At 64.4% G+C, this 24,972-nt stretch carries 18 protein-coding genes, 1 tRNA gene and 1 pseudogene; 9 read left to right on the top strand and 11 right to left on the bottom strand.

The window, feature by feature from the left end; all coding sequences use genetic code 11:
• Positions 1-33: 33 nt before the first annotated feature.
• The 7 genes from CN97_RS04640 to CN97_RS04670 form a co-directional block, all read right to left on the bottom strand.
• A complete protein-coding gene (locus CN97_RS04640) occupies positions 34-690 on the bottom strand; it encodes a recombinase family protein (protein ID WP_035707799.1) in 657 nt (218 codons plus the stop codon).
• Between the two features lie 1,103 nt (positions 691-1,793).
• Entirely contained in the window at positions 1,794-2,057 is a 264-nt protein-coding gene (locus CN97_RS04645) for a hypothetical protein (RefSeq protein WP_035707802.1), read from the bottom strand.
• A 418-nt stretch (positions 2,058-2,475) separates the two neighbouring features.
• Positions 2,476-2,916, bottom strand: a complete 441-nt coding sequence (locus CN97_RS04650; RefSeq protein ID WP_088217051.1) for a hypothetical protein — start codon at positions 2,914-2,916, stop codon at positions 2,476-2,478.
• A gap of 14 nt (positions 2,917-2,930) precedes the next feature.
• Positions 2,931-3,332 (bottom strand): MarR family winged helix-turn-helix transcriptional regulator, encoded by a 402-nt coding sequence (locus CN97_RS04655; RefSeq protein WP_207391653.1) that lies wholly within the window; start codon positions 3,330-3,332, stop codon positions 2,931-2,933.
• A gap of 138 nt (positions 3,333-3,470) precedes the next feature.
• Positions 3,471-3,842, bottom strand: a complete 372-nt coding sequence (locus CN97_RS04660; RefSeq protein ID WP_035707810.1) for a VOC family protein — start codon at positions 3,840-3,842, stop codon at positions 3,471-3,473.
• A gap of 680 nt (positions 3,843-4,522) precedes the next feature.
• Positions 4,523-4,599: transfer RNA gene (locus tag CN97_RS04665), tRNA-Arg, on the bottom strand.
• 59 nt (positions 4,600-4,658) lie between these two features.
• Positions 4,659-6,074: a sensor histidine kinase gene (locus CN97_RS04670; protein WP_035707811.1), complete on the bottom strand. Its 1,416-nt coding sequence runs from the start codon at positions 6,072-6,074 to the stop codon at positions 4,659-4,661.
• A gap of 242 nt (positions 6,075-6,316) precedes the next feature.
• On the opposite strand from CN97_RS04670, the gene rpmH reads away from it, so the two are divergent.
• From rpmH to CN97_RS04695, 5 genes are read left to right on the top strand one after another with little or no spacing between them, the layout of a single operon-like run.
• Entirely contained in the window at positions 6,317-6,454 is a 138-nt protein-coding gene (rpmH, locus tag CN97_RS04675) for a 50S ribosomal protein L34 (RefSeq protein ID WP_035707816.1), read from the top strand.
• A 25-nt stretch (positions 6,455-6,479) separates the two neighbouring features.
• Positions 6,480-6,980: a ribonuclease P protein component gene (gene rnpA / locus CN97_RS04680; RefSeq protein WP_051910957.1), complete on the top strand. Its 501-nt coding sequence runs from the start codon at positions 6,480-6,482 to the stop codon at positions 6,978-6,980.
• Positions 6,977-7,213, top strand: a complete 237-nt coding sequence (gene yidD, locus CN97_RS04685; protein WP_035707821.1) for a membrane protein insertion efficiency factor YidD — start codon at positions 6,977-6,979, stop codon at positions 7,211-7,213. The genes rnpA and yidD overlap by 4 nt, the downstream gene beginning before the upstream one ends.
• A complete protein-coding gene (gene ttcA / locus CN97_RS04690) occupies positions 7,213-8,082 on the top strand; it encodes a tRNA 2-thiocytidine(32) synthetase TtcA (RefSeq protein WP_035707825.1) in 870 nt (289 codons plus the stop codon). Before yidD ends, ttcA begins: the two co-directional genes overlap by 1 nt.
• Before the next feature lie 57 nt (positions 8,083-8,139).
• On the top strand, positions 8,140-9,678 hold the full coding sequence (locus tag CN97_RS04695; protein ID WP_035707828.1) for a VOC family protein: 1,539 nt from the start codon (positions 8,140-8,142) through the stop codon (positions 9,676-9,678).
• Positions 9,679-9,682: 4 nt separating this feature from the next.
• Here CN97_RS04695 and CN97_RS04700 read toward each other — a convergent pair whose 3' ends face one another.
• Together CN97_RS04700 and CN97_RS04705 are read right to left on the bottom strand one after the other, a co-directional pair.
• On the bottom strand, positions 9,683-10,240 hold the full coding sequence (locus tag CN97_RS04700; protein ID WP_035707832.1) for an NADPH-dependent FMN reductase: 558 nt from the start codon (positions 10,238-10,240) through the stop codon (positions 9,683-9,685).
• A gap of 91 nt (positions 10,241-10,331) precedes the next feature.
• Positions 10,332-19,265: a GH36-type glycosyl hydrolase domain-containing protein gene (locus CN97_RS04705; RefSeq protein ID WP_140418224.1), complete on the bottom strand. Its 8,934-nt coding sequence runs from the start codon at positions 19,263-19,265 to the stop codon at positions 10,332-10,334.
• Positions 19,266-19,972: 707 nt separating this feature from the next.
• Here CN97_RS04705 and CN97_RS04710 point away from each other — a divergent pair.
• The 4 genes from CN97_RS04710 to uvrC all read left to right on the top strand — a co-directional run bounded on the left by CN97_RS04710 (position 19,973) and on the right by uvrC (position 23,994).
• Positions 19,973-20,779, top strand: coding sequence for a S49 family peptidase (locus tag CN97_RS04710; protein WP_035708384.1), 807 nt, complete (start codon positions 19,973-19,975; stop codon positions 20,777-20,779).
• Between the two features lies 1 nt (position 20,780).
• Positions 20,781-20,966, top strand: coding sequence for a hypothetical protein (locus CN97_RS04715; protein WP_035707834.1), 186 nt, complete (start codon positions 20,781-20,783; stop codon positions 20,964-20,966).
• Between the two features lie 38 nt (positions 20,967-21,004).
• The gene (locus CN97_RS04720; protein WP_035707836.1) at positions 21,005-21,787 is read left to right on the top strand and encodes an SDR family oxidoreductase; all 783 of its coding nucleotides are present in this window, start codon (positions 21,005-21,007) and stop codon (positions 21,785-21,787) included.
• A 335-nt stretch (positions 21,788-22,122) separates the two neighbouring features.
• Positions 22,123-23,994 carry an excinuclease ABC subunit UvrC gene (gene uvrC / locus CN97_RS04725; protein ID WP_035707839.1) on the top strand — a complete coding sequence of 624 codons (1,872 nt, stop codon included), beginning with the start codon at positions 22,123-22,125 and terminating at the stop codon, positions 23,992-23,994.
• A 5-nt stretch (positions 23,995-23,999) separates the two neighbouring features.
• Here uvrC and CN97_RS21190 read toward each other — a convergent pair whose 3' ends face one another.
• Both CN97_RS21190 and CN97_RS21430 read right to left on the bottom strand, forming a co-directional pair.
• Positions 24,000-24,455: a restriction endonuclease gene (locus CN97_RS21190; RefSeq protein ID WP_242685234.1), complete on the bottom strand. Its 456-nt coding sequence runs from the start codon at positions 24,453-24,455 to the stop codon at positions 24,000-24,002.
• A gap of 237 nt (positions 24,456-24,692) precedes the next feature.
• Positions 24,693-24,953, bottom strand: a pseudogene (locus CN97_RS21430) (winged helix-turn-helix domain-containing protein); the annotation flags it as partial.
• Between the last annotated feature and the right edge of the window lie 19 nt (positions 24,954-24,972).

The raw sequence follows: 24,972 nt of genomic DNA on the forward strand, positions 1-24,972 counted from the left end.
TGACGGCATAGCCCACAACTTGGGCGACAGCGATCATGCCCCGACCCTCCCCCGCATTTCCCACTTCACGAGCACCGCCTCCGCCGCAACGAGGTCCTTAGCGATCCTCTGGACGGTCGGTCGGGTGAGGCCTGAGGCCTTCGCTATGGCCGATGCCCCGGCCCCCTGCGCGAGCATGTCCCGAACCACAGCCAACTGGCCCCGGTCATAGCTTGGGGCGCGTCCCGGATACTTCTGCGGCTCCCTATCCCTCGCAGCCGCTATGCCCGCCTTCTGGGCCTCTTTCGTGGCCTCCGCCTGTGCCTGTGCAGTGGCAGCCATGAAGCCGATGAGCGCGTCTCTCACGGCTTGCTGGACGGGGTCAGCGGTTGCCCCGTCGAAGGTCATGGAGTTGATCACGGTCTTGATGATCACACCACGCCGCATGAGGTCGCGTATGGTGTCCGTCACGTCCGCGTAATTGCGCCCCAAACGATCCACCCAACGCACCACGAGGACATCCCCGCGCCGGAGCATGTCGAAGAGCCTCCGCCCCTCAGCCCTTTCCTGGAGCAGCTTGGAGACGCCGGAGACACCGTGATCCGCTACGACTTCGTCTATCGTGAAGCCCGCCTTCTCCGCCTGAGTGCGTTGATGGTCTAGCGTCTGATCCGCAGTGGACACACGAGCATATAGGATGGTCTTGGACATGGGCAGCGCTCCGCCAACAAGGGTCATGCCCACATACATACATGCCCACAATAACGAAGCAACCCTTATGGGCGTCCCTGCGGGCATCTTTGCAGATGATCGTTAGGGTATACCCTGTGGGCAAGAGCCCGAATTCCGCTTGCCGCAGAGCGTCGGGGTGTTAACAATTCGTTAATATTTGGAGAAATGCTTTGCGTTGTTTTGCTTTTGCCACCGCCATTGCGGTCCTTTTGTCGGGCTGTGCTACGCCTCCCCCAACCGCGGGGTATGCTGCGATGACGACACCAGAGCTTTGGCGTCATCATCAGACCGTAAGCGCCCCTTATGATCTTGCCGTGATCGAAGCAGAACTCGGCTATCGTGGGGAGACCGCGAACGGATCGGACTACGTCGGAGAACTCACCTCGTCCGGAGTTGGCACGAGGAGCTATGCACGGACGTTACCCGTCACCAACGACATGAACTGCGGGGACTTCCCGTCGCCGGCTGCGGCGCAACGGTTCTTCCTGGCGAATGGAGGCCCCCTCCAAGACCGTCATGGATTGGATCGGGACGGCGACGGGATGGCCTGTGATTGGGGCAGAACCCTCAAGCGCAACGCCACGAAGGCCCGACCCAAGCCGGTAGTTACGAGTTCAAGAACCTACTCCAGCAGTAGGTGCTACGTTGGCCCACGGGGTGGCACGTACACGATCACCGCCAGCGGTCGAAAGAACTACGGGGGCTGCTAGATCGGCCCCACCCGGGGGGTATCATGAAGCCTTGCCGGTTGAGGTCGGGGCCTCGGATTTTTGTGGCAAATCTGGATTGCCTCGCCCCATCTTGTCTGTCACGACAATCGGGAGATCACGATTTTGAAGTTTACGCTCGACACGAACTGCCTGATCGACGTCGCGGAACAACGAGACTGAGCGGTTTATCTAGCGCGTTTGCTCGCTGCCGCAGAAGCGGGTGAGGCGGAGGTTGCTCTCGTTGCATCGAGCGCATCGGAGAGGCAGAAGGGCGGCACTTTCCTTTCCTCCTTCTCAGCATTTGATGAGCGGAGGAAGGGGCTTGGCTTCGGCGCACTTCCGTGCCTCCCGTCTATTGCACGCAGCGGTATTTCATTCTTCGGCAATTCCATCGTGGGTGGCGCCGAAATAGTTGCGAGAGAACGCGCGATATGCCTCGCACTCTTCCCAACTTCGCCGTTTGGATGGAGAGACTATGCTGCCGCGAAGGGTCATTCGCATGAGGACACGGATGGACGAGGTTTCGCGAGATGGCGGAACCAGCTTCTGAATGCGCAAGCGTTCTGGGCGCATGAATACGCGGGCCAAGATGTATTCGTTACGAGCGATGCCCGGTTCAAAGTCCTTGAGCGACATCCTGATTTTCCTGTCGCTGTGGTGAACACTCCGTTTGAGGCGATAGCGCTACTCTGATGCCACAGCGGACTTGCTTGGACGGCACGCCTGTGCGTAACGTCAAGCACACACGGCAATCGCTACCGGGAGTCAGCATAGACGTAAGTGATTGAGAATAGCTGGTAAAGTCCAGTGCGACTCGGTTCGATTTCCGAAATGTGTCGCCCGCTACCCGCTCCAACTGACCAAAGGTCAGGCGAGATTTATCAATAACTTCCGCAGTTTGCCTGTTTTACCGATTTGTATCGGCGGGAACTATGGTCTTCACTCGCGAAATGCGACAATGGCCGCTATCGGGTTAAGCCGGCAACGAATTCAGTCGGCGCGTTGCAGGGCATCGCAATCCCTCTTTGCCCGATCTGTGCCGCCAGCCGCGGCGCTAGGATGAAATGCTCTCATCGCCCGTGCGCAGCAACTCGGACGCGCGACTTGTCAGCGTTTCGAGGACGCGTCGCGTTGCTGCCAGATCGTCATTTGTCACGTCGGTCACAAGGCCGCTCGTCATCCGGCGCACGCTGTCCCGCAGTGGCTCAAACAGGTCGAGTCCATTCTGGGTCATCGAAAAGTTATGGCCCTGCGCGACGACTTCTTTCGCGACCAGATCGTTCACGACGCTCATTTCTTTCCCCGGGGGTACCACCCGCGCGGCGGCGATAGCCTGAGTGAACCCGTCCGCCGAGAGCGGGCCTGCAGAGAGGATCGTCAGAGCAACCCATTCCGGAAAACTAACGCCAGCCTTCTGGAGTTGTCTTTGCAGCAGGGCCTGCAATGTGCGTTCGGCTTCGCCGATAAACCGTGTGATCGGAGAGTTACCTGTCATGACCTTCTCCTTCTTCATTTGGGTTTGGGTTGACCAAGCAGATCTTGCAGCGCGCCCGCCAACAGGCGCGTTCGTTCGCCATCCGGGCCACCCAGCGGTTCGGTGAGGCGAGCGTCGAGTGCTTTGACAATGCGCCGGGCTTCGGTGACGATCGAAAAACCCGTCTCGGTCAAGGTCAGCGATACAGCGCGTGAGTCATTCTGGTGGCTTTCGCGTTTCAGGTAGCCTGCGGCTTCCAGCGTCCTGACGAGCTTCGATACATATATCGGCTGGAGGCCGGTATAGTCGGCCAGCTCCTTCTGAGACGGAGACAGCCCCCGCTCCACCAGACTGTGCAGGGAGGCGAGTGCGGAGTATTGCGCATGGGTAAGACCCAGCGGCGCAATGCTGTGATCGACTTCGTTGCGCCAGCGCATCGCCAGATGCCAGACAAGCGAGCCTGTAGTGGGGTGTTTCGTATTCATGAAATTTAGTATACATGTTTATTATATACATGGCTATAATTATTGTGCTGCATTGGTCCGATCCGCGCGGTTGAAGGCGCAGGGTGTCGCCTAGTCCCAGGAGCCGGTGTCTGCATCGAGAAGATGGATGATCGACGATGGGCTCGAAATCCAGAACCCGTCGAATTTCTCGCCCAGCTCCTCTATCTCGTCGCAGCGGGCAATGCCGGCCTTCTCAAGTACACGCGCAGCCTCGGCAGTGTCATTGGTGACGATTTCCAGCCAAATCTCGGCCTGACTCATGCCAGCGACATTGTCGATCCAGAGATTCTTGTCGCCAAACTTGAACCCCGTCGCATTGCCCGACGGCCCAGAAATCTGTTCGAAACCCAACAAGTCCCGATAGAAGCTGACCGTCGCGTCATATTGATGCGATGGAACTTTCATGGCGATGTTCTTACCCGCCGAAAATTTCGCGCTCATGGTTCAGTCCTCCCAGTCAAATTGTGGATGAAGATGCGTGGATCATATCCAATTGTGGCCGGCATGTTTCCACGGTGAAGGGTCCATCGTCTTGCCTCGCGAGAGCCATGCCGGAAGCCTTCGTTTAGGGAGCCCAATGCATGAGGCGGTCGGCATGGCCTCTGCCGTGCCATAGGCTCGTGACGTAGAATTAGCCCAGTCTCTGCCGCGGGCAATCTTGTCGGTGCGGCATGGCCAAACGACTGATCTGCCTGGGTGCTTATAAGCAAGCGCACGCCAGCCGCGTGGAAACTCTGCGAGACGAGCTTCCGAGATCGCAAAAAACGGCTTGAAGGCCTCAGGGGATTTCACAGTTGCCGCGCAGCGCAAACCGCTGGATCACTGCCATCGGCCATCGGCCATCGGCCATCGGCCATCGGCCATCGGCCATCGGCAGGATTTGCTGGGCTGAAGGCGCGCCGCCATAGGCGCTGGTATGGCGATCCCGCAAAATCCGTGCGGTGACAGGCCACAGCCTGCACTCCGCCACCCGAACTCCGGAAAAAGTATGCGGCCCGAACGCCGGTTACCTCGAAAGCTGCGATCCGGGTTTTCGTAGGTAGTACTGCAGCGGGTTTTGCAAACTGGACCGACCCTGTCCCGGTAGGACAGAAGAAACCCAAGGCAATCAACGCAATGATTGGCGCACCCGAAGAGATTCGAACTCCTGACCCCCAGATTCGTAGTCTGGTGCTCTATCCAGCTGAGCTACGGGTGCGCTGTGAGGGGGCATTTACCGCCCCGTGCGGGGGGATGCAAGGGCGAAAGTGAGGAAGTTCATTGCGCCGCGGTTTCAACCTGCACGCTGCCGCGGGGCAGGCGGATGATGAACTCGGTACCTTCCTCGTCGCTGCGGACAAGCTCCAGCCGTCCCCCATGGCCGCGGACAAGTTCGGCCGAGATGGCGAGGCCAAGGCCGAAGCCGCCCTTTCGCGCGCCGCCCTGAAACGGAGTGAACAGGAACTCCCGCGCCTTCTGTGGCAGGCCGGGACCGGTGTCGCCCACGCGGATGAACCACTCGACCTCATCCTCCCCGGCGCTGACCTCGATGACGCCGGGCTGGCCGGTGGCCTCGATCGCCTGCCGGGCGTTGCGGATGAGGTTGGACAGAACGCGGTGCAGCTGTTCCGGGTCGGCGCGCAGCCACAATGTCGGCGGTACGTCATTCAGGAAGCTGATCTGGCCGCCCGCTGCCTCATCCGCCATCGTTTCGCTTTCGAGGATCTCCGAGACCGTGCGGATCAGCGGGAATCGGGTAAGGCTGGGCGGCGGCTCCTCCGCCCGACCGAAGGCCAGCGTGCTTTCACACAGGTTGATGGCGCGGGAGAGGGACCCGACGAGCTTCGGCGCCGCCCTCTGCACAGCCGGGTCTTCGGAGCTTTCCATGCGGTCGGCAAAGAGCTGGGCGGCGGTCAGGATATTGCGCAGGTCATGGCTGATCCGCGCCACAGCCCCGCCAAGCTGCGCGAGCCGGTCCTTCTGGCGCAGCGCCTGGGTCAGCTGCGTCTGCATGGAGCGGAGCGCCACCTCCGCCTCGCGGATTTCCCGTACGCCGCGGCGGGAGGGTTCGATGATGAGCCGCGCATCCTCCGGCGCTTCCGCATAGGCGGTGACATGCTGGATCAGGTGCCGGATCGGGCGCAGCACCAGTCGGCTGACTGCCGCAAACAGCAGTACAGCCGTCACCACGGAAAACACGGCGGAGAGCAGTAGGATGCGCAGGCCGTATTCCACCATCGCGGCCCGGAGCGGTTCCGTTTCTGTCGTCACCTCGATCAGCAGGCCCGCGTCATGCACCGGATTGCCGATCACACGGATGATGCGGTTGTCGCGCTCCAGCAGGATGGAGAGTGAGTCGCGGATGAGCTGGAAGGGGCCCGCCTCGCGCAGATCATAGGTGCCATAGATCGGCTGGGTGATGGGGGAGGATAGAACGAGCTGGCGCACCTCGTCCCGGCGGAGAACCACGTTCATCACGCCCGCGGTGGCCAGCAGTTCCTTCTCCAGCGATTCGTCCAGCACGTCGTCGCTGGCCAGAACGGAGAGCGCGGCGATCTGCGCCCGCTCCAGCCGGAGATGCAGGTAATCCACCCGATAACGTGCGATGGAGGGGACGAGGATCAGCACCTCGGCCAGCAGCACGAACAGCGTCGTGACGAGGAGGAATCGGCCGGAGAGGGAGTTCAACACCATGCGAAGCGCCTGCCCCCGGTCGCAGCCCGACGCCGCCGGGGATTTTTCCCGGTTTTTTCACAGCTGCACGGCGGGATAAAGCAGAAAGCGACCTTGCGGCATCTCTCGGCGAGAGAGAACGAGGCTCGGATTGACTTCCTGCCGCTTTCCGCCTATTGGGCTGGCTTCGAACAACCCCGGCCTTCGAATCCGCGCGTTTTGCGGGTTTGGGTCGCATGACAGACGACGAACGGAGTGCCGTGATGAGCAAACGTACTTTCCAGCCGAGCAACCTGGTCCGCAAGCGCCGGCACGGGTTCCGCGCCCGCATGGCGACCAAAGGGGGCCAGCGCGTCCTCAACGCGCGCCGCGCCCGTGGCCGGAAGGTTCTCTCGGCGTAAGCCGGGACGACCCGAGGTCAGAGACATGACGCCGCCGGAACCCGGTCAGGAGGGCCTTGTCGCCGAACCTGATGGGGGGACGGCGGCGGTTTCGTTTGTGGAGCAGGCCGCGTGCGGGGGTGCGGAAGCGGACATCCCGCGCTGCACCGGTATCAGCATTCTGAAGCTGCGAGCGGATTTCCTGCGCGCGGCACAGGCGCGACGTCAGGCGACCGCCGGCTTCCTGCTTCAGGCCCGCCGCAGGGCGGAAGGGGAGCCGGGGGAGGGGATCCGCGTCGGTTTCACCTGCTCCAAGAAGGTCGGCAATGCCGTCGCCCGCAATCGCGCGAAACGGCGGCTCCGCGCGCTTGCGCGGGAACGGCTGCCGCTGATCGGGCGTGCGGGTTGGGATTACGTGCTGGTCGGGCGGCCGGGCGTGACGACGGATCGGCCCTTTGCCGATCTGCTGTCCGATCTCGATACCGCCATCGCCTCTGTCCACCGCGAAGGCCCGCGACCGGAAAGGCGGGAAAGGCGTCCCAAGTGACGCCGCTCGCGCATGTGGTGGCGCTTCCGGTCAGGGCCTACCGGCTGCTGATTTCACCGTGGCTGGGCCAGTCCTGCCGGTTTCAGCCCACCTGTTCCGCCTATGCGCTGGAAGCGCTGGAGCGGCATGGCGGCCTGCGCGGCGGTTGGCTGACGCTGCGCCGCCTTCTGCGCTGTCATCCGTGGGGCGGGTCGGGTTATGATCCCGTGCCGCCCGCAAGAAGGGACCGCTGATGCTGGACGAGGCAGACGACATCCACCCCGTGTTCCACGGCGCGCCGCAGAGCACGGAATTCCGCAAGCTGCGCAAGCGCCTCGTGCGCGAGGTGCGCGAGGCGATCGACGCCTATGGCATGATCGAGCGCGGCGCGCGCTGGCTCGTCTGTCTGTCGGGGGGCAAGGACAGCTATACCATGCTGGCGGTCCTGCACGAGTTGCAGTGGCGCGGCCTGCTGCCCGTCGATCTGCTCGCCTGCAACCTCGATCAGGGCCAGCCCGGCTTTCCGGCCACCGTGTTGCCGGACTTTCTCTCCCGCATGGGGGTGCCGCACCGGATCGAATATGCCGATACCTATTCCATCGTGATGGACAAGGTGCCGCAGGGCCGGACGATGTGCGCCCTCTGCTCGCGTCTCCGGCGCGGCAACCTCTACCGCATCGCGCGGGAAGAAGGATGTTCGGCGGTCGTGCTGGGCCATCACCGGGACGACATCCTCGAGACGTTCTTCATGAACCTCTTCCACGGCGGGCGGCTGGCTACCATGCCGCCGAAGCTGCTGAACGAGGATGGCGACCTGTTCGTCTACCGGCCCCTGTCCTTTGTGGCGGAGGCCGATTGCGAGAAATTCGCCCGCGCCATGAACTATCCGATCATCCCCTGCGACCTTTGCGGTTCGCAGGACGGGTTGCAGCGCCAGCAGGTGAAGCAGATCCTCGACGGGTGGGAGGCGCGTTCGCCGGGCCGGCGGCAGGTGATGTTCCGCGCCCTGATGAACGCCCGCCCCTCGCATCTGCTTGACCCCGCGCTCTTCGATTTCGCGGGGCTGTCCCGCGGCGCCGAGCCTGCGGAAACGGACCCGGCCATCCCGCGCCTCGCCGACTGACCTTGCCCCGCTCCCAGTCCGGGGCATATGCGGGGTGGGCGACGGAAAGGGAGCGGCATGGTTACGGGCATCCATCACATTACTCTGGTCACGCGCCGCGTTCAGGCGAATGTGGATTTCTATGCAGGATTCCTCGGCCTCCGGCTGGTGAAGCGCACGGGCGGATTCGAGGATGCCGAACAGCTCCACCTGTTCTACGGCGACCGGACAGGCTCGCCCGGCTCGCTGGTGACCTTCCTCGTGTGGGAGGATGGCGCGCCGGGCCGTGTCGGGCACGGGCAGGTGGCCGAAATCGCCTTTGCCGTGACCCGCGCCGCGCTTGGCGACTGGGTGGGCCGAGCGCTGGAGCGCGGGATCCCGCATGAACATCCCCGCAAGGAGTTCGGAGAGCCGGTCCTGCGACTGAAGGATCCCGACGGCGTGGTGGTGAAGCTGGTGGGCAGCGATCTCCCCGCGACCGCGCCGTGGACCGACACCGTACCGGAACCGCTGGCGATCACCCGCCTGCGCTCCGCCACGCTGTTCAGCGAGGCACCCGAACAGACGGCGGCCTTCATCGCCCGCTTTGGCTATCGCCCGGCGGCGGAGGAAGGGACGGTGCGGCGCATGGTGTCGGACACTGACGCCATCGACATTCGTGACGCCACCGGCTTCTGGCCCGGTGTGCCGGGAACAGGGGTCGCCGATCACGTGGCCTTCCGCGCGCCCGATGTGCCCGCGATTCGTAGCATGGAGGCGGAGCTCTCCCGCCTCAACGCCACGGAAACCAACCTGCACGACCGGAAGTATTTCGTCTCTCTCTACGCCCGCGAGCCTGCCGGAACGCTGATCGAATATGCGACGGATGGCCCCGGGTTCCTTCTGGACGAGCCGGAGGAAACCCTTGGGACCACGGTGATGATCCCGCCCTCGGATGCGGAACGGGCCAATGATCTGCGTGTGATGCTGCCGCAGTTCGCATTGCCGGGCGCGCCCCGCTTCCCCCGGCGCGATCTGCCTTTCGTCCACCGGCTTCATGAGCCGGAACAGCCGGATGGCAGTGTGCTCTTCCTGCTGCACGGCACGGGAGGGAGCGAAGCTGACCTGATGCCCTTTGCCCGCCGCGTGGCTCCACATGCCCTTCTCATCGGTCTGCGCGGACGTTCGACGGAGGAAGGGACGCTTCGCTGGTTCCGCCGGCTGGGGGAGGGGCGTTTCGACGAGGAGGATATCCGTTCGGAGGCAGAAGCGCTGTCCGCCACCGTCGCGACGGCGATCCGGGGCTATGGGCTGGATACGGCGCGGAGCGGGTTTCTGGGCTATTCCAACGGCGCCAACATGATCTGGGCGACGATGCTGCTGGAGCCGCGCACGGTGCAACTGGCCGTGCTGCTCCGCCCCGTGGCCGTGCTTTCCGCGCCGCCCGTGCCGGAGGGGAACGGAGCGGCGCTGATCGTGTCGGGAGCGCTGGACGAGGTTTCACCACCCTCACCGCTTGCTGCGGAAGCCCTGCGCGCCGCAGGCGTGGATGTGACGGAGGAGGTGGTGGAGGCGGGACACGCCCTGACCCCCGCAGATGCAGCCATTGTCAAAGCATGGCTGGAGCGACACCTCTAAGAGCTCAGTCGCCGGCCCGCACGAAATCGACGAAACCGGAGAGGAAGCTCGCGAGTTGCTTGCGCGTTTCCGCATTCTCAAGCTCGTGATCCGCGTCCATCAGCGTATGGGCGCGTGACACCATCATCCGTCCGCCGAACCATGGCCGTGTGCCCAAGGTGCGGAACACCGGCAGCCAGGCGTTCTGGGCAAGGATGGTGCCGAAGCCGCCCGGAGAAGCGCCGATGACCGCGACCGGCTTGCCGCCCCAGACCTGCGCGATGTCATCGGCGGGGCGCGTCATCCAGTCGATCGCATTCTTGAACACGCCCGGCAGGGAGTTGTTGTACTCCGGCGTCACGACCAGCAGTCCGTCGGCCTGCATCAGGGCATCCTTCAGGCGGGCCACCGGCTCCGGAATGCCGGAGGCGGACTCGTCATCGGCATTGTAGAGCGGAACTCCGGCGATGCTGCCCGTTTGAAGCGTCGCTCCCTCCGGCATCAGCCCGGAGGCCGCGCGGAGCAGAGATGCGTTGAACGAGGCGCGGCGAAGGCTGCCGGACAGCCCGAGGATGGTGGTCATCACGTTTCCCTTCCTGTTGCTCTGCCGGAATATAGCCTCGTCAGCCTTCCGTTCACCTCCGCGACGGGCTGGCCCGAGGGCGATGCCCCTGTCATGCCCGCGGTGTCTCCTCGCCCGAACGGCTGTGGGCCGTCGAGCCGCTGTCCGCCTCTGCCGCTTCGCGGGGCAGCGGCTGATCCACCGCCGGTCGTTCGGTGGCCTCCGTGCTCTGCCGGGTGACCTCGACGGTATGGGAAGCATCCCCTCTGGTCACGGCGATGTGGTAGCGACGACCGTCCGGAAGCCGGATATCCGCCTCATAGCCCGGCCAGTCGGGCGGGATGTTCGGCTCCACCCGCAGGTTTCCATCAGCCAGCGTTATGCCGAGGATCCCCTCCACCGCGGCCCGGTAGAGCCAGCCCGCCGAGCCGGTATACCAGGTCCAGCCACCACGCCCGCGTTTGTCGCCGATGCCATAGACATCCGCCGCCACGACATAAGGCTCCACACGGTAGCGATCCGCTTCCGCGGGACTCTCCGCATGCGAGATGGGGTTTATCATGTCGAAAAGGCCATGCGCATCCGCGCCCCGGCCCATCCGCGCCAGCGCATAGACCATCCACGCGGCGGCATGCGTGTACTGTCCGCCATTTTCCCGAACGCCTGGGGGATAGCCCTGGATATAGCCAGGGTCGCGGCCCTCGCCATCTGCGCCGCCGACGAAGGGCGGTTGGAACAGCCGAATGAGACCCGCTTCCCTGTCCACGAGATGAGACAGAGCCGCATCCACCGCGATCGTTGCCCGCTCGTCCGATGCGACGCCGGAGATGGCCGCCCAGCTCTGCGCGATGGAGTCGATGCGGCAGGCATCGCTTTCGGTGCTGCCCAGCGGCGACCCATCATCATAGTAGCCACGACGATACCATGCCCCGTCCCATCCGGCGGTTTCCAGCGCCTGGGCCAGCCGCGCGCGATGCGCGCGCCAGCGATCGGCGCGCTCCGCCTCTCCCCGCGCCTGGGCGAAGGGCGTGAAGGCATCAAGCGTGGTGGCAAGGAACCAACCAAGCCAGACACTCTCTCCCCGGCCCTTTTCGCCCACACGGTTCATGCCGTCGTTCCAGTCGCCCCCGAGGATCAGCGGTAGTCCGTTCGACCCCGTCCGCGCGACGGCAAGGTCGAGCGCGCGGGCACAATGTTCGTAGAGCGGCGCGGAATCCTCGCTGTGGCCGGGTGTGTAGAAGGCGTCATGCTCCCCGTCCTCCAGCTTCCGTCCCTCCAGCCAGGGAAGCGGATGGTCCAGCAAGGCGGTATCGCCGGTGGCCGCCACATAGCGCTGAGTCAGATGGCCAAGCCACACGACATCGTCGGAGATCATCGTCCTGACGCCTGCGCCCGTTGCAGGCAGCCACCAGTGCTGCACATCGCCCTCCGGGAACTGGCGACTGGCGGCATTCAGGATCTGTGCGCGGGCGAGAGAAGGGTCCTGCAACAGCAGGGCGCTGGTATCCTGCAGCTGATCGCGGAACCCGAAGGCGCCGGACGCCTGATAGAAGGCGCTACGCGCGCGGATGCGGCAGGCTATGGCCTGATAGGGCAGCCAACCGTTTATCATGAGGTCGAGCTTGGGATCGGGTGTCCTGACCTGCAGGGAGCCGGTGATCCCGTCCCATTCCCCCGCGGCGGCGGAGAGCGCGGCCTGCCATGCATCCTCGCCGAGCACACGCGCGGGGAGAGTGTCGACTTCGGCCTCCTCCCCGTCACCGAGCGCGAATGTCACGCTGCGGCTTGCACCGGGGGGAAGGGTCATTTCCGAGACGAGCACGGCACAGGGATCACCCTCCGTCTCCAGCGAGGATCCCGGCCAACCGTCCGCCAGCGCAGCCGGACGCCGAAGGTTGCCGCCCCGTCCGAAGAATGCGGTGCGGGAGCCGAGGAACCCCGTGACGACGCGGTCGCAGGTGAAGACGGCGGCGTGCCCCGCCGCTTCGGTCGCGAAGGGGTTTCGCGCGGCAAGCCCGCCGGAGGTGAGCCGCCGGAGCCGGATCATCGGCGCGGTGCGGCTGCGGTTCTGGCCCAGAACGCATTCCGCATAGCCCGCGACGCGGAGCCGCAACGTCCGTCCGGATCGGTTGTGGAGCGTGAGACGCGTAAGCTTCGCCGGCTGATCGGCGTGGAGCGTCTGGACCGCCTCCACCTCCAGCCAGTCGGTGAAGCCCCGGAAGGTCGTGTGACCGAAGCCGTGCCGCACCTCGTAGAGCGCCAGCGGATCGTCTGAAAGCCCGGCAAAGGGCGTTGCAATGCGGCCGGTCTCCGGGTCATGGATGAAGAAGCCCTCGCCCGGCGGGTCGATGACCGGATCGTTCGACCAGGGCGTGATCTGGTGATCACGGGAGTTGACGGACCAAGTGAACCCGGCCCCGGTGGCGGAGGTATGGAAGCCGAATGCGCCCCGCGCGATGACGTTGATCCAGGGATGGGGTGTTGCCTCTCCATGGCGGAGACGGATCACATAGCTTCGGCCATCCCCGGAAAAGCCGCCATAACCGTTCCAGAAGCGCAGGTTTTCCTCCGGGAAGGCGGGCGGCGGCAGGGCCTGGACGGCGGGCCTGGGCGAGGGCGGAGCCTTCGGGGCGGAAACCTCCTCTGCGATGGTGTCGAGGCGGTGGATCTGCTCCGACAGGCGCCCGTTGCGGGTATGCAAGGAAATGCGCGCAACGGCGAGCAGCGTGTCCAGCGTCTCGCGGCCCAGCATGTCGCGGCGCAGCACATAGACATTGCCGCCTTCGCCCGTCCTGCGGCGCTCGTAACTTTGCGAGAGCGCGTTGATCTCCTCCTGCAACTGCTCGGAATAGGAGGTGGCACGCTCGTTCAGGATCACCAGATCCGCCAACAATCCGCGCGCCCGGAAATAAAGATGCATCCTGAGCGCTTCCCGCACGATGGGAAGGTCTGCGTCGCTGTCCAGCCGGAGCAGGAAGATCGGCACATCGCCCGATATGCCCGCAGGCCAGAGCGCGGACTGCGGCCCCATCGCCGCCTGTGTCGCCGCATCCATAGCGGTCAGGGACAGGTCGGGATAAACCAGCAGCGCGGCATACCGGCGGAACAGCGCGGCTTCCTCCAGCGGAATGTCCAGATGGCGGAGCTGCACCTGCGAATAGGTCCAGGCGAGGCGGCTCTCGTGCTCGAAGGTTTCGGCGCGGCTGTAGTGCGCCACGGCCCGCTCCAGCTCTTCCGCCGTGTCGGTGACGACGGTCCAGAAGATCAGGCTCGCCTCCTTGCGGGGCAGGATGCGGATACGACGGCGGAGGGAGAATATCGGGTCCAGCGTGAAACCCGTCGCTCCTGTAAGCTCGGCGCCCTCATCGAAGGCGGCGGCGGTGCCGAGCGTGCGCCCACGGCCGATGAAGGCGCGCCGGTCCGTCTCGAACTCCGTGCCACGGCCCTCCGGCGGCCCGCTCAGGAAATGGGCAAGGTGCAACTGCCTGTCGCCCGAATTCCGCCGGTTGCGACGCGCGGTGATGATGCGGCCGTTCTCCCAGACCTCCGTGCGCACGAACATTTTCGAGAAGGCGGGATGGGCGGCATCCGACTCCGCCCGGTCGAGCACGATCTCCCCATAGGAGGTGATCTCTATGGTTCGCGCCTCGGTCCCCAGATTGCGGAGCACGATCCGTCGCCCTTCCGCATTCGCCTCCGCCGCAACGATGACTTCCATCCGGCTGTCGATGCCATGCGCGACCTTGTGGAACTCCGCCTTGTGGTCGGAGAAGACGGCGCCGGCGACCTCCCGCTTGGCCCGGCGCGGGCTGGTGCTGGCAGACCACCACTTGCCCGAGGACGTATCCCGCAGGAACAGGAAGCTGCCGCCGTGATCGAAGGTCGGGTCCGGCCGCCAGCGCGTGACCGCGAGCCGGCCATATGTCATGTAACCCGCCCCGGTGGTGGAGAGCATGACCGAGTGGTGTCCGTTGGAAAGGATGGCGACCGCGTTGCGGTTGTCCTCCGGCTCGGGCGCCACGTTCAGGGGCTGCGCCTCAGGCCCGGCGACATGGGCGGGGACCGTGGCCGCGTCGCTCCGGGTGAGCGGCACGATCTCTCGTGGCGCCTTTTCCTGCAGCAGCAACTCGGCCGCCTTGATGACAGGATCGTCGTGGAAGCGCGTGCGGTGGATGCCGTCGAGGATGGAGTTGCCGATCGCGACGATGCTCATGCCGTGGTGATGCGCCATGTAGTTCCGCACGACCGCGTATTTCGCGCCCTCCTGCAATCGGCTCGGAGTGAAATCCACCGCGTCATAGGCGCCCTGCGGGCCGAAGGCGCCCATCTTCTCCAGCCGCCGCAGGTTCGCCACCGCCGCATGGGGGCGGATCTGGCTGGCCAGCAGCGTGGCATAGGGGGCGATGACCACGTCCTGACCCAGCGTCCGCTTCAGGCCCAGTTCCGGCACGCCGAAGGCGTAATACTGGTAGTTCATTTCCCGGTCGCGAGCGTTGAAGGCGCTCTCCGACACCCCCCAGGGTATCCCCAGACGGTTGCCATGCTGTATCTGCACGGCCACCGCCATGGCGTTGGACTGGTTCAGGATACCGCCCACGCGCTCCTGCATCACGAGCGGCGGCATGAGATATTCGAACATCGAGCCGGACCAGGACAGCAGCACACCCCGCCCTTCGAAGGCAGTGACGGGCCGGCCGAGGCGGGTCCAGTGCTCAACGGGCAGATCCCCCTTGGCGATGGCAAAGAAGGAGGCGAGCCGTGCCTCGGAGGCCAGAAGGTCGTAGCAGGACAGGTCGCGCTCCCCAAGATCTGGCCTGTAACCAATGGAGAGGAGCCGCTTCTCCGGATCCATCAGGAAGCGGAAGTCCATGGCGAAGGCGAGAGCCCGCGCGCGTTCCGCCAGTGCGGCGAGGCGCTCTGCCAGACTGTTCTTCTCCTGCCATCCCGCGAGGGAATCCCCCGTCATGGCGTCGCATGTCGCCTTCAGCGCATTGGCCCACCAGACGAGCTCCGCGGTGGCGGCGTGGCCCGCCTCCCGATCGAGGTCGAGGCTCAGCTTGCGGATATCCTCGGCGATGACGGCGAGGTTGATCGCGCGCACTGGGGCAAGCTGCGGCTCATCCAGATAGCTGGCGAGGCTGCGGGCGAAACCGTCGATCCGCTCCTCGATCCGGCGGCGGAGCGGGCGGAGCGTGCGGCGGTCATCGGGCACGGCGTTATGCCGCTCCCGCACCAGCGCCAGAACGTCGCCGATGCCGTCCAGATTGCCAAGCATGTTGACGGAGGGGTTCCGGCTCCACTCGCGAAGTGCGGAGGACAGCGTGACCAGATGTCCGGCAAGGTTGCCGCTGTCCACCGCGGAGACATACCGAGGTTCCAGCACGGCAAGGTTCGCGGTGTCGTACCAGTTGTAGAGATGCCCCCGATACTTCTCCATCCGCTCCACTGTACCAAGGGACTGTTCGATACGACCGACGGCGGCCTCGAAGCTGATCCAACCGAAGTCCCGCGCGGTCAGGACGGAAAGCAGATAAAGCCCGATATTGGTGGGAGAGGTCCGCTCGGCAATCTTGGGGGCAGGGGCTTCCTGAAAGTTGTCGGGCGGCAGCCAGTTCGACTCCGCGGTGACGAAGGTTTCGAAATACCGCCAGGTGAGCCGCGCCGTCCGGCGCAGCGTGTCCCGGTCGGTGGGGCGGATGTTGAGCCGATCCTCCGTGGCAAGCGGGCGGCTCACCTCCCATGCCGCCAGCGGGGCCAGCGTCCAGATCAGGGCGAAGGGCAGCGCGACCGCCAGGCAGGCGGGGTTCAGCAGCGCCACCGCAGCGAGGAGGCCCAGCCCGATCACCGGCGATACCCACATGTAGCGCAGGTAATCCTTCAGGTCGGACCGTGAACCCACATGCACCTGCTGGGCCGTGCGCCATTCAAGCAGATGCTTGCGGGAGACGAACATCCGGTAGAGGGCGCGCCCGATGGCGTCGCCCATCTTCACCGCGAGATGCGCCATGAAGGTGAGCCGCAGGCCGAACTCCACCAGAAGGCCGCGCCCCTCGCTCAACACCACATGGACGTGGCTTCGGGGAGAGGTTCCGCGTTGCCGTGGCACGACGCCGATCAGGAAGTTGGCCAGTGGCACGAAGATGAAGGTCAGGACCAGCCCCACCTGCCACCAGAGCGCCGCGGTGAACGGCATCGTCAGCCAGCCGATGGCGGAGGCCAGCACCCAGGCGATGGGGACGAGCGTCCGGCGCAGGTTGTCCACCATCTTCAGCCGCGCCACGCCGTTCAGCCCGTTCGTCGGGTCGAGGATGAAGGGCAGAAGTTGCCAGTCCCCCCGCGCCCAGCGATGCTGGCGGGAGACGTCCACTTCGTAACGCGTCGGGAAATCCTCGATCACTTGCACATCGGAAACGAGCGCCGCCCGGGCCAGCGAGCCTTCGATCAGATCATGGCTCAGAACCGCGTTTTCAGGCAGACGGTTGTCGATGGCCGCGTCGAAGGCGCGGACGTCATAGATACCCTTTCCGGTGAAGCTCCCCTCATCCAGCAGATCCTGATACAGATCGGAAACGGCGAAGACATAGGGATCGAGCCCCCGGTTGGCGGAGAACACCCGCTGGAACACGGAGCTTTCCGCCCCGGAGGTGAGCGAGGGCGTTACACGTGGCTGCAGGATGCCGTGCCCCCGCGTGACAAGGCCCGTCTTGGGGTCGTTGCGGGGGCGGTTCACCGGGTTGTCGATCTTGCCGACGAGATCGGCGATGGAATCGCGCGGCAGACGGGTATCCGCGTCCAGCGTCACCACATAGCGCACGCCCTCCGGCGGGCGGGGGCCAGTGTCGAGGAAGGTGGTGTCGCCCTCGCCCTCCAGAAGTTGGTTCAGCTCGCTGAGCTTGCCGCGCTTGCGCTCCCAACCCATCCATACCCCCTCGGCGGCATTGAACAGGCGACGGCGGTGCAGCAGGAAGAACCGGCGCCGTCCATCATGGGCATAGCGCTCTGCCAGCAGGTCGATGCCGTTCCGGGCATAAGTCACCAGCTCCTCGTCGGAGGGTTGCGTCTCCTCCGCCGCGTCGGCCCAGTCGGAAAGCAACGCAAAGGATACCTCCCCGCGCGGGTTGGCCAGGTAGTGGCGTTCGAGATTGCCGAGCAGGTCGTCGATCGTGTCGTAATCGGTCAGCAGGCACGGGATGACCACCAGCGTCCGCGCTTCAGGCGGGATCGCGTCGGTGTAGTCATAGGCGGGCAGCCGTGCCGGCGGCACGAGCCGGGCGGACACAAGGCTTACCAGCGCCATCGCTGCATCGGAGGCTGGAACCAGCGCCAGCAGGATGAGTACGACAGCAACAGGGAGCGGCAGCATCGGGTCCGCGGGAAGCGTGAGGGCCAGCAACCCGGCGATGATGACGGAGAGCACCAGCATCGGCACAAAGATCGCCGGCCAGCCGAGCCGCCGTGCAAAGCGGAGACAGCGCTCCCCTAACCGCATCCGGTAGCCGCAGGCCTGTTCCAACTCGCTGAGCCTGTCGCCGACCAGAACACGTCCGACTTCTGGTCGGGCATCGGGCGGCGGCGGGATGTCGGCGGCGGTGCCCGCATCGCCCGCAGGGGTATCTCGAAATGCGGAGGGTGCAGCCTCTGCCTGTGGCTCCGGGGACGGGGCGGTGATGCGATTTGCATCAGTGCCGCTTGCCGGAGCGCCCGATGCGGCGGATTGGTCCGGAGCGCGCAGCGCTTCGGAGGAGGGGTCGGACAAGGGGAGGACGTTCTGATGCCCCGCATCACCCGACGCGGATGCCGTCCTGACCCTGTCCGAAGGAGAGGGGGCTGACAGGGGCGCCTCGGCTCCGCCCTCTGCCAGAGTATCGCGATCCACCGGTTCTGCGGAGGACGCGAGATTTTTCGCGTCATCGGATGCGGGCGATCGCGCTCCGCCCGGCGTCACGCCCGTGTTCAGAAGTTCTGACGGTTCGGGGTCAGGCCGCCGCTGTGACTCATGCGGCATATCTGTCCGGGCAAGGGCCACGGCCTTTTCCGCAACCTCGACCTCGTTGAGCTGGCCGTATCGCGCGACGCGTTCGACGGTATCGCGATAGGTGTTGCGCGAGGGCTTGTCGAGGCGACCATAGTCCGAAGACTGCCGGAGCACCCTGTCGACCGCGCTGACCTTTTCGAACCATGTCAGCCAGTCCACGTCGTCCATCAGCCTCAGGCTGCGGATGATATTGCCGCTCGAGACGTTGCTTGCCGACTGGCGTGCGTGTTCAAGCGCCACCATGCGCTCGGCGGTGGTGCCACGTTCCGCCAGCCGGGCGTCCAGCCAGGCCGTGCCCTCACGGGATATCTGCGTGCCGTCCCGGAAACGGTAGACGAGCTGGGACGCGAAGGTGTCTTCCCGCGCTTCCCCGGCGTGCGTGGCCAGAAGCAGGGCGACACCGCCGTCACCGGTCGCGATGAGCATCTGATCGGCGAGCGCATTGGCTGCCAGCCGCTGCCGGCGGGCGCTGTCCACCTGCTCTGACTGACGCCGGAGGTTTTCGAGCAGCACGAACCGCAGGAGCGCCGGTATCGCCCACAGCTCCCCGATCGTGAGAATCCGGCGTGTCTGATAGCCCTCGACCATCTCCGTCAACCCGGCGACGGAGATCTCGGAATCCGCGATTGCCACATACTGCCAGGCAAGGGCAAAGGCGCGGGGTACCCGCTGCCCGTTGGCCAGGGTGATCTGCGGCAGGTGGCGGTAGAAGGAGGGCGTGAGGTCGCGGCGAAGATGACGGAAGTTTTCCTCCACCACGTGATGGTTGTCGATCAACCATTCGGCTGCGGGGGTGATAAGCTCGCCATCCCGCGCGGCGGCCATGATCGAAAGGTAGTTCTTTGCGATGACCGCCTGATTCTGGTCCAGTCGCTCCATGATGCGGAAGGGCTGGAAGGCGTAGAGGTCGGGGCTTTCGCTCTCTGCGACGGAGGCACCCGCCGCGCGGAGGCTTCCGCCCGACCAGAACGGAATACGGATTGAGGATTGCTCGGAGTTCGTTCCGTCCACGATCAAGCCTGATGCCGGTGGGTCATGCAGCGCCTCCCTGAGAGATGGGCGGCGACCGGAATACTTCGCTCACCCTGGCCGCAACGCAGCGAAAGCGGCGTTGTTCCCTGCGCAGCGCGCGGCACTTCGGATACTGATCGTCGTGCACGGACTTTGAGCAATCCGGCACCTTCCACGTGTCGCTCGGGCAAGCCCTTCGCCATAAGGGCGAAGACTGAAAGCCGGGTCCATCGCTTCCAGCCGTTGCAGTAGCTCATCACCGCGGCGTAGTTTCCCGGCGCAGTGCGTCAGGGTAACCAGTTGTGGTTTATAAAGATTATTTCGATCTGGACACGGTAGCCATCGACACGCCAGTGACCGTGACCTTTGGAGAAGGAAGGTCGAAGGCACCTTACCCGCTCTTCGAGCAGCCAGTAGAGGTTGGCCATAAATCAGGTCTCCTTGCAGAGCCTGAATATGTCGCGCAGCTGAAATCAATATGTGGCTCGGCAGAAGCGACAAGCGGTGTGCGTCAGATGCAAATACATAGGCGAGGGCCTCCGGCATCTGACGATCGCTTTATCCACCCCTGCGGCTCTCTCCCCTTCGGCCCGCTGCCGATTTGCCGCCCTTGTAATGGGGCTACTGTCAATGAAAGGGCGCTCCTCCGGGCGTCGGTGCGGCGCCACCACTTGCCGCAAGGGGGTATCCGCGCATAGATGCGGCTCATGGCTTTCACATTTTCCCTGTCCCGTCGTCCCACCGTTGCTGTCATTCGCCTGCAAGGCACAATCGCTGCGGGTGGCCGGGGCGGGTTGAGCGATGCATCCCTTGCTCCGGTGATCACGCGGGCTTTCGCAAAGAAGCCTGTGGCGGTGGCGCTTGCCGTGAATTCTCCTGGCGGCTCCCCGGTGCAGAGCGCGCTCATCGCGGCGCGGATTCGCCGTCTGGCAGAGGAGAAACATGTACCCGTCCATGCCTTCGTGGAGGACGTGGCCGCCTCGGGGGGCTACTGGCTTGCGACTGCGGGGGATGACATCTGGGCGGATGAGAGCTCCCTTCTGGGATCCATTGGGGTCATCCATGCCTCCTTCGGATTTCCCGAGTTCATTCATCGCCACGGCATTGAGCGGCGGGTGCTGACGGCGGGTCGTTCAAAGAGCCTTGCCGATCCGTTCCGCAGCATGACAGAAGCCGACGAGCAGCGGATCCGGGCCTTGCTCGAACCGATTCACGGGAACTTCATCCGGCATGTGGAGATGCGGCGCGGTGCACGGCTGGCCAGCGGTGTCGATCTGTTTCAGGGCGATGTCTGGGTCGGTCAGCAGGCGGTGGCGCTGGGACTCGCCGACGGGATCGGTCATCTCGTGCCGCGGATGAAGGCGGTCTATGGTGACAAGATCCGCTTTCGCGCGTTCGGACCAAAGAGGTCTCTGCTCTCGCGGCTTGGCGTACAGGCGCTCGGCGCAGAGGTTCTGGCCGGGATGGAAGGGGCCGCAGAGGAGCGGGCGCTATGGGCGAGATACGGGTTGTGACATGCTGTTGAAGGTCGCGATATTCTTTCTGGCGGCGATCGTTCTGCTGGGCTTTCTGGGCCAGATGCGCTGGTTCCGCCCGTCCCGCAAGCGACAGCCGCCGCAGATCTCCAAGCCGCAGCGGTGTGGGGACTGCGGGACATGGCTCATCGGGCGTAAGACTTGCCCCTGCAAGGACAAGGCCTGACGCGTTTCCGGCGCATCCGAGGGCGGAAGGGAGAAGACATGGCACCCAAGGCACTGGTTACCGGCGCGGGGAAACGTATCGGGCGGGAGATGGCCCTCTATCTCGGCCAGCGGGGGTATGAGGTCGCGGTTCATTACTCGGCCTCCGCCAATGGCGCGGATGAGGTCGTACGCCAGATCCGGGAGGCAGGCGGTCAGGCCGTGGCCCTGCAGGCCGACCTGCTGAGCGCGGCGGAGACGGAAAGCCTCGTGCCTCGTGCGGTGGATATGCTTGGCGGGGCGCTGACCCTGCTCGTCAACAATGCGTCGATCTTCGAATATGACACACTCGCCTCGGCTACGGCGGAAAGCTGGGACCGGCATATCGGTTCCAACCTCCGCGCGCCGTTCTTTCTGACGCAGGCCTTTGCGGCGCAGGCGCCGCAGGCGGGCAAGGACGACCGGGGCGAGGCCGTGGCGCAGGCCCTCGTCGTCAACATCATCGACCAGCGGGTGGAAAAGCTGACGCCGGAATTCATGACCTATACGATTGCCAAGATGGGTCTTTGGGCCTTTACCCGCACCGCGGCGCAGGCGCTTGCGCCGATGATCCGGGTCAACGGCATCGCACCCGGGCCAACGCTTCGCGGCGCGCGTCAGGATGACGAACACTACCGCCGCCAACGGGCCGCCACCATTCTGGAACGCGGGGCTGATCCTTCTGACATTACTGCGGCTCTCGGATATCTGATCGAGGCGCGATCCGTTACCGGGCAGCTTCTGTTCGTTGACGGGGGGCAGCGGCTTGCCTGGCAGACGCCGGGCATCCTCGGCACGAAATAACCTTTCTTGTTCTTTCTGGCGGTGACAAGCGGCGGCGAGACTTGACTTTTCCATAGCGGGCTTTGCCCGTCACGAATTGTTCACGATTCATACGCATTTGCGGCCGCTTTGCCTGCGTCAAAAAAATTAATCATCAAAATCAATATGTTGTAGTGATGCTCAAAAAATGGGCAGCTTGACGAAGGGGCAGGAAAACAAGGAAAAAGGCTCTCTGCCAGGAAGTTGTCTCCAGACTTATCCACAAAAATGGTGGACTCCTTTTCCCTTGCATACCGAGTGCCCAGATTGCAGCCCATGCCGGGAATCGACCCGGTTGCCAAAAGGAGAGCCAGCCCGTGACCGCTGCCGAACCCAGACCGGACCAGCCGAAAACCGGACATGCGGTGATCGCGGATTATCTTCGCACGCTCGACGCCTCGCCCGGTGTTTACCGGATGCTGGATGGCGAGGGGCGGGTGCTCTACGTCGGAAAAGCGCGAAACCTCAAGGCGCGGGTGTCGAACTACGCGCGCCCCTCCGGTCATTCAGGGCGCATTGCCCGGATGATCCGCGAGACGGCCTCCATGATGTTCCTGACGACCCGGACGGAGGTGGAGGCTCTGCTGCTTGAGCAGAACCTCATCAAGCAACTGAAGCCGCGCTACAACGTTCTGTTGCGCGACGACAAGAGCTTTCCGAACATCCTGTTGTCGCGGGAGCACCCCTTTCCGCCGATCAAGAAGCACCGTGGGCGCAAGGCGGAAAAGGGGGATTATTTCGGCCCCTTCGCCTCGGCCGATGCGGTGAATCGGACAATCAACCAGTTGCAGAAGGTGTTCTTGTTGCGCACCTGCTCCGACGCGACCTTCTCCAGCAGGACGCGCCCCTGTCTGCTCTATCAGATCAAGCGGTGTTCCGCGCCCTGCGTCGGCCACGTCTCGGAGGAGGGCTATGCGGGCCTCGTCCATGATGCGAAGGAGTTTCTGGAAGGCCGTACGACCCATGTGCAGGCCGAACTCGCCACCGAGATGCAGGCCGCCTCGGAAGCGATGGAGTTCGAGCGTGCCGCCGCGCTGCGGGATCGGATCCGGGCGCTGACGCAGGTGCAGTCCTCGCAGGGGATCAACCCGCGCGGAGTGGCGGAAGCGGATGTGATCTCGCTCTACATGGAGGGTGGACAGGCCTGTGTGCAGGTCTTCTTCATCCGTGCGAACCAGAGCTGGGGCAACCGCGATTACTATCCCCGGACCGGTTCCGGTGCAGAGGCGGGGGAGGTGCTGGAGGCGTTTCTGACGCAGTTCTACGATGACAAGACGCCCCCGCGCCTGATCCTGCTCTCGCAGGAGATCGACAATGCCGATCTGGTGGCGGAGGCCCTGCGGGAGCGCGCGGGCAGAAAGGTGGAGATCAGCGTACCGCTCCGGGGTGAAAAGGCGGAACTGGTGGCCAATGCCCTCCGCAACGCGCGGGAGAGCCTTGCCCGCCGCCTGTCGGAGAGCGCGACGCAGGCCCGGCTGCTGGAAGGGCTGGCGGAGGCTTTCGGGCTTGAGGGGCCGCCCACGCGGATCGAGGTCTACGACAACTCCCACATTCAGGGCACGAACGCGGTCGGCGGCATGATCGTCGCGGGGGCGGAGGGGTTCATCAAGTCTCAGTATCGCAAGTTCAACATCAAGGGCACCGAGATCACGCCCGGCGATGACTTCGGCATGATGAAGGAGGTGCTGACCCGGCGTTTCCAGCGGCTGCTGAAGGAAGACCCGGAACGGCAGGGAGAAGCCTGGCCCGACCTGCTGCTGATCGACGGCGGGGCGGGGCAGGTTTCCGCCGTGCACGAGATCATGGCGGAACTCGGGGTCGAGGACATCCCCATGGTCGGCGTTGCCAAGGGGATTGACCGGGATGCCGGCAAGGAGGAGTTCTACCGCCCCGGCGCGCCGCCCTTCGCGCTCCGCCACAATGACCCGGTGCTCTACTTCGTCCAGCGCCTCCGCGATGAAGCGCACCGATTCGCGATCGGCACCCACCGGGCAAAGCGGGCGAAATCCGTCGGGGCCACGCCGCTGGACGAAATCCCGGGCGTCGGCGCGTCGCGGAAACGCGCGCTGCTTCAGCATTTTGGTTCCGCCAAGGCCGTGGCGCGCGCGGGCCTTTCCGATCTCAAGGCAGCGCCCGGCATATCTGAGGCCATCGCTCAGACGGTTTACGACTTCTTCCACAAGGACTGAGGCCCCTAGATCTCCGCTTCATCGAAGAAATCCCGATCGACCGTCCTGACGAGATAGGTGGCGCGGGTCCGCACGCCTACGCCATGGGCAAGCATCAGCTCGGCCAGCCGGCGGCCGTTGATCAGGACGACACGGTGTTGCACCCGCCGCAGATAATCCGCGGCATCCCGCGAAAAATCGGAAGTCGTGACGAAAACCCCCTTCGTGGCGCCTTCACCGGTGAGCGATCCGATGAACTTCTGCATGTCCGGCCGACCCACCCGATGATCCTCCGCATAGCGCTTGGCCTGCACGAAAACCGCATCGAGGCCCAGGGCGTCCTCATGGATGATCCCGTCAATCCCGTCATCAGCGCCCTGGGCCGTCAGGCGTCCGTTCGTCAGGTCTCCGCCTCCGAACCCCATTGCCCCAAGCAGCTCCAGGATGACCCGCTCAAAGCGCCGCGGGGTCATCTGGCGCACAAGGGTCAACAACTCGTCCCGCACCGCGGCATTGAGCTGTTGTGATGCTGTTTCGATGGCGTCTTCGGGGGTCTGCTCTATTGCAGAACGTTCCTCGGCAGCACCTGCGACTGGCGAAGAGAATGTCTGTCCCGGAGCCGAACCCCCCGTACGTGAGATTTCCTGCCAGTGAAGGTAGGTTGGATATCGTTCCAGCATTTTGAGGTCGATCTTGTCTGGCCTGGAAGCCAGCAACGCCCTTCCTTCCGCTGTGATCTCATGGGTGCCTCGCCCGACCGACCTTAAAAGCCCGGCTTTGGCGAGATAGGTCCGGGCCCAGTGTATGCGATTATGAAGGACTGTCTGCTTCCCGCTGGAAAGAAGGGCATCGGCATCTTCATCACTGATATGCAGCTGCGACTGCAGGGCGCCAACACACTCGCCGACGCGCCGCGGTCGTTCGTCCTCAAGCAGTGTAAGGAGCGGAAGCATGAAAGCCTGAAAGTTTGGAAGGGTCATGATACACCGGAGCAGAAAT

It is taken from the genome of Haematobacter massiliensis (genome assembly GCF_000740795.1).
Classification (GTDB): Bacteria; Pseudomonadota; Alphaproteobacteria; order Rhodobacterales; family Rhodobacteraceae; genus Haematobacter; species Haematobacter massiliensis.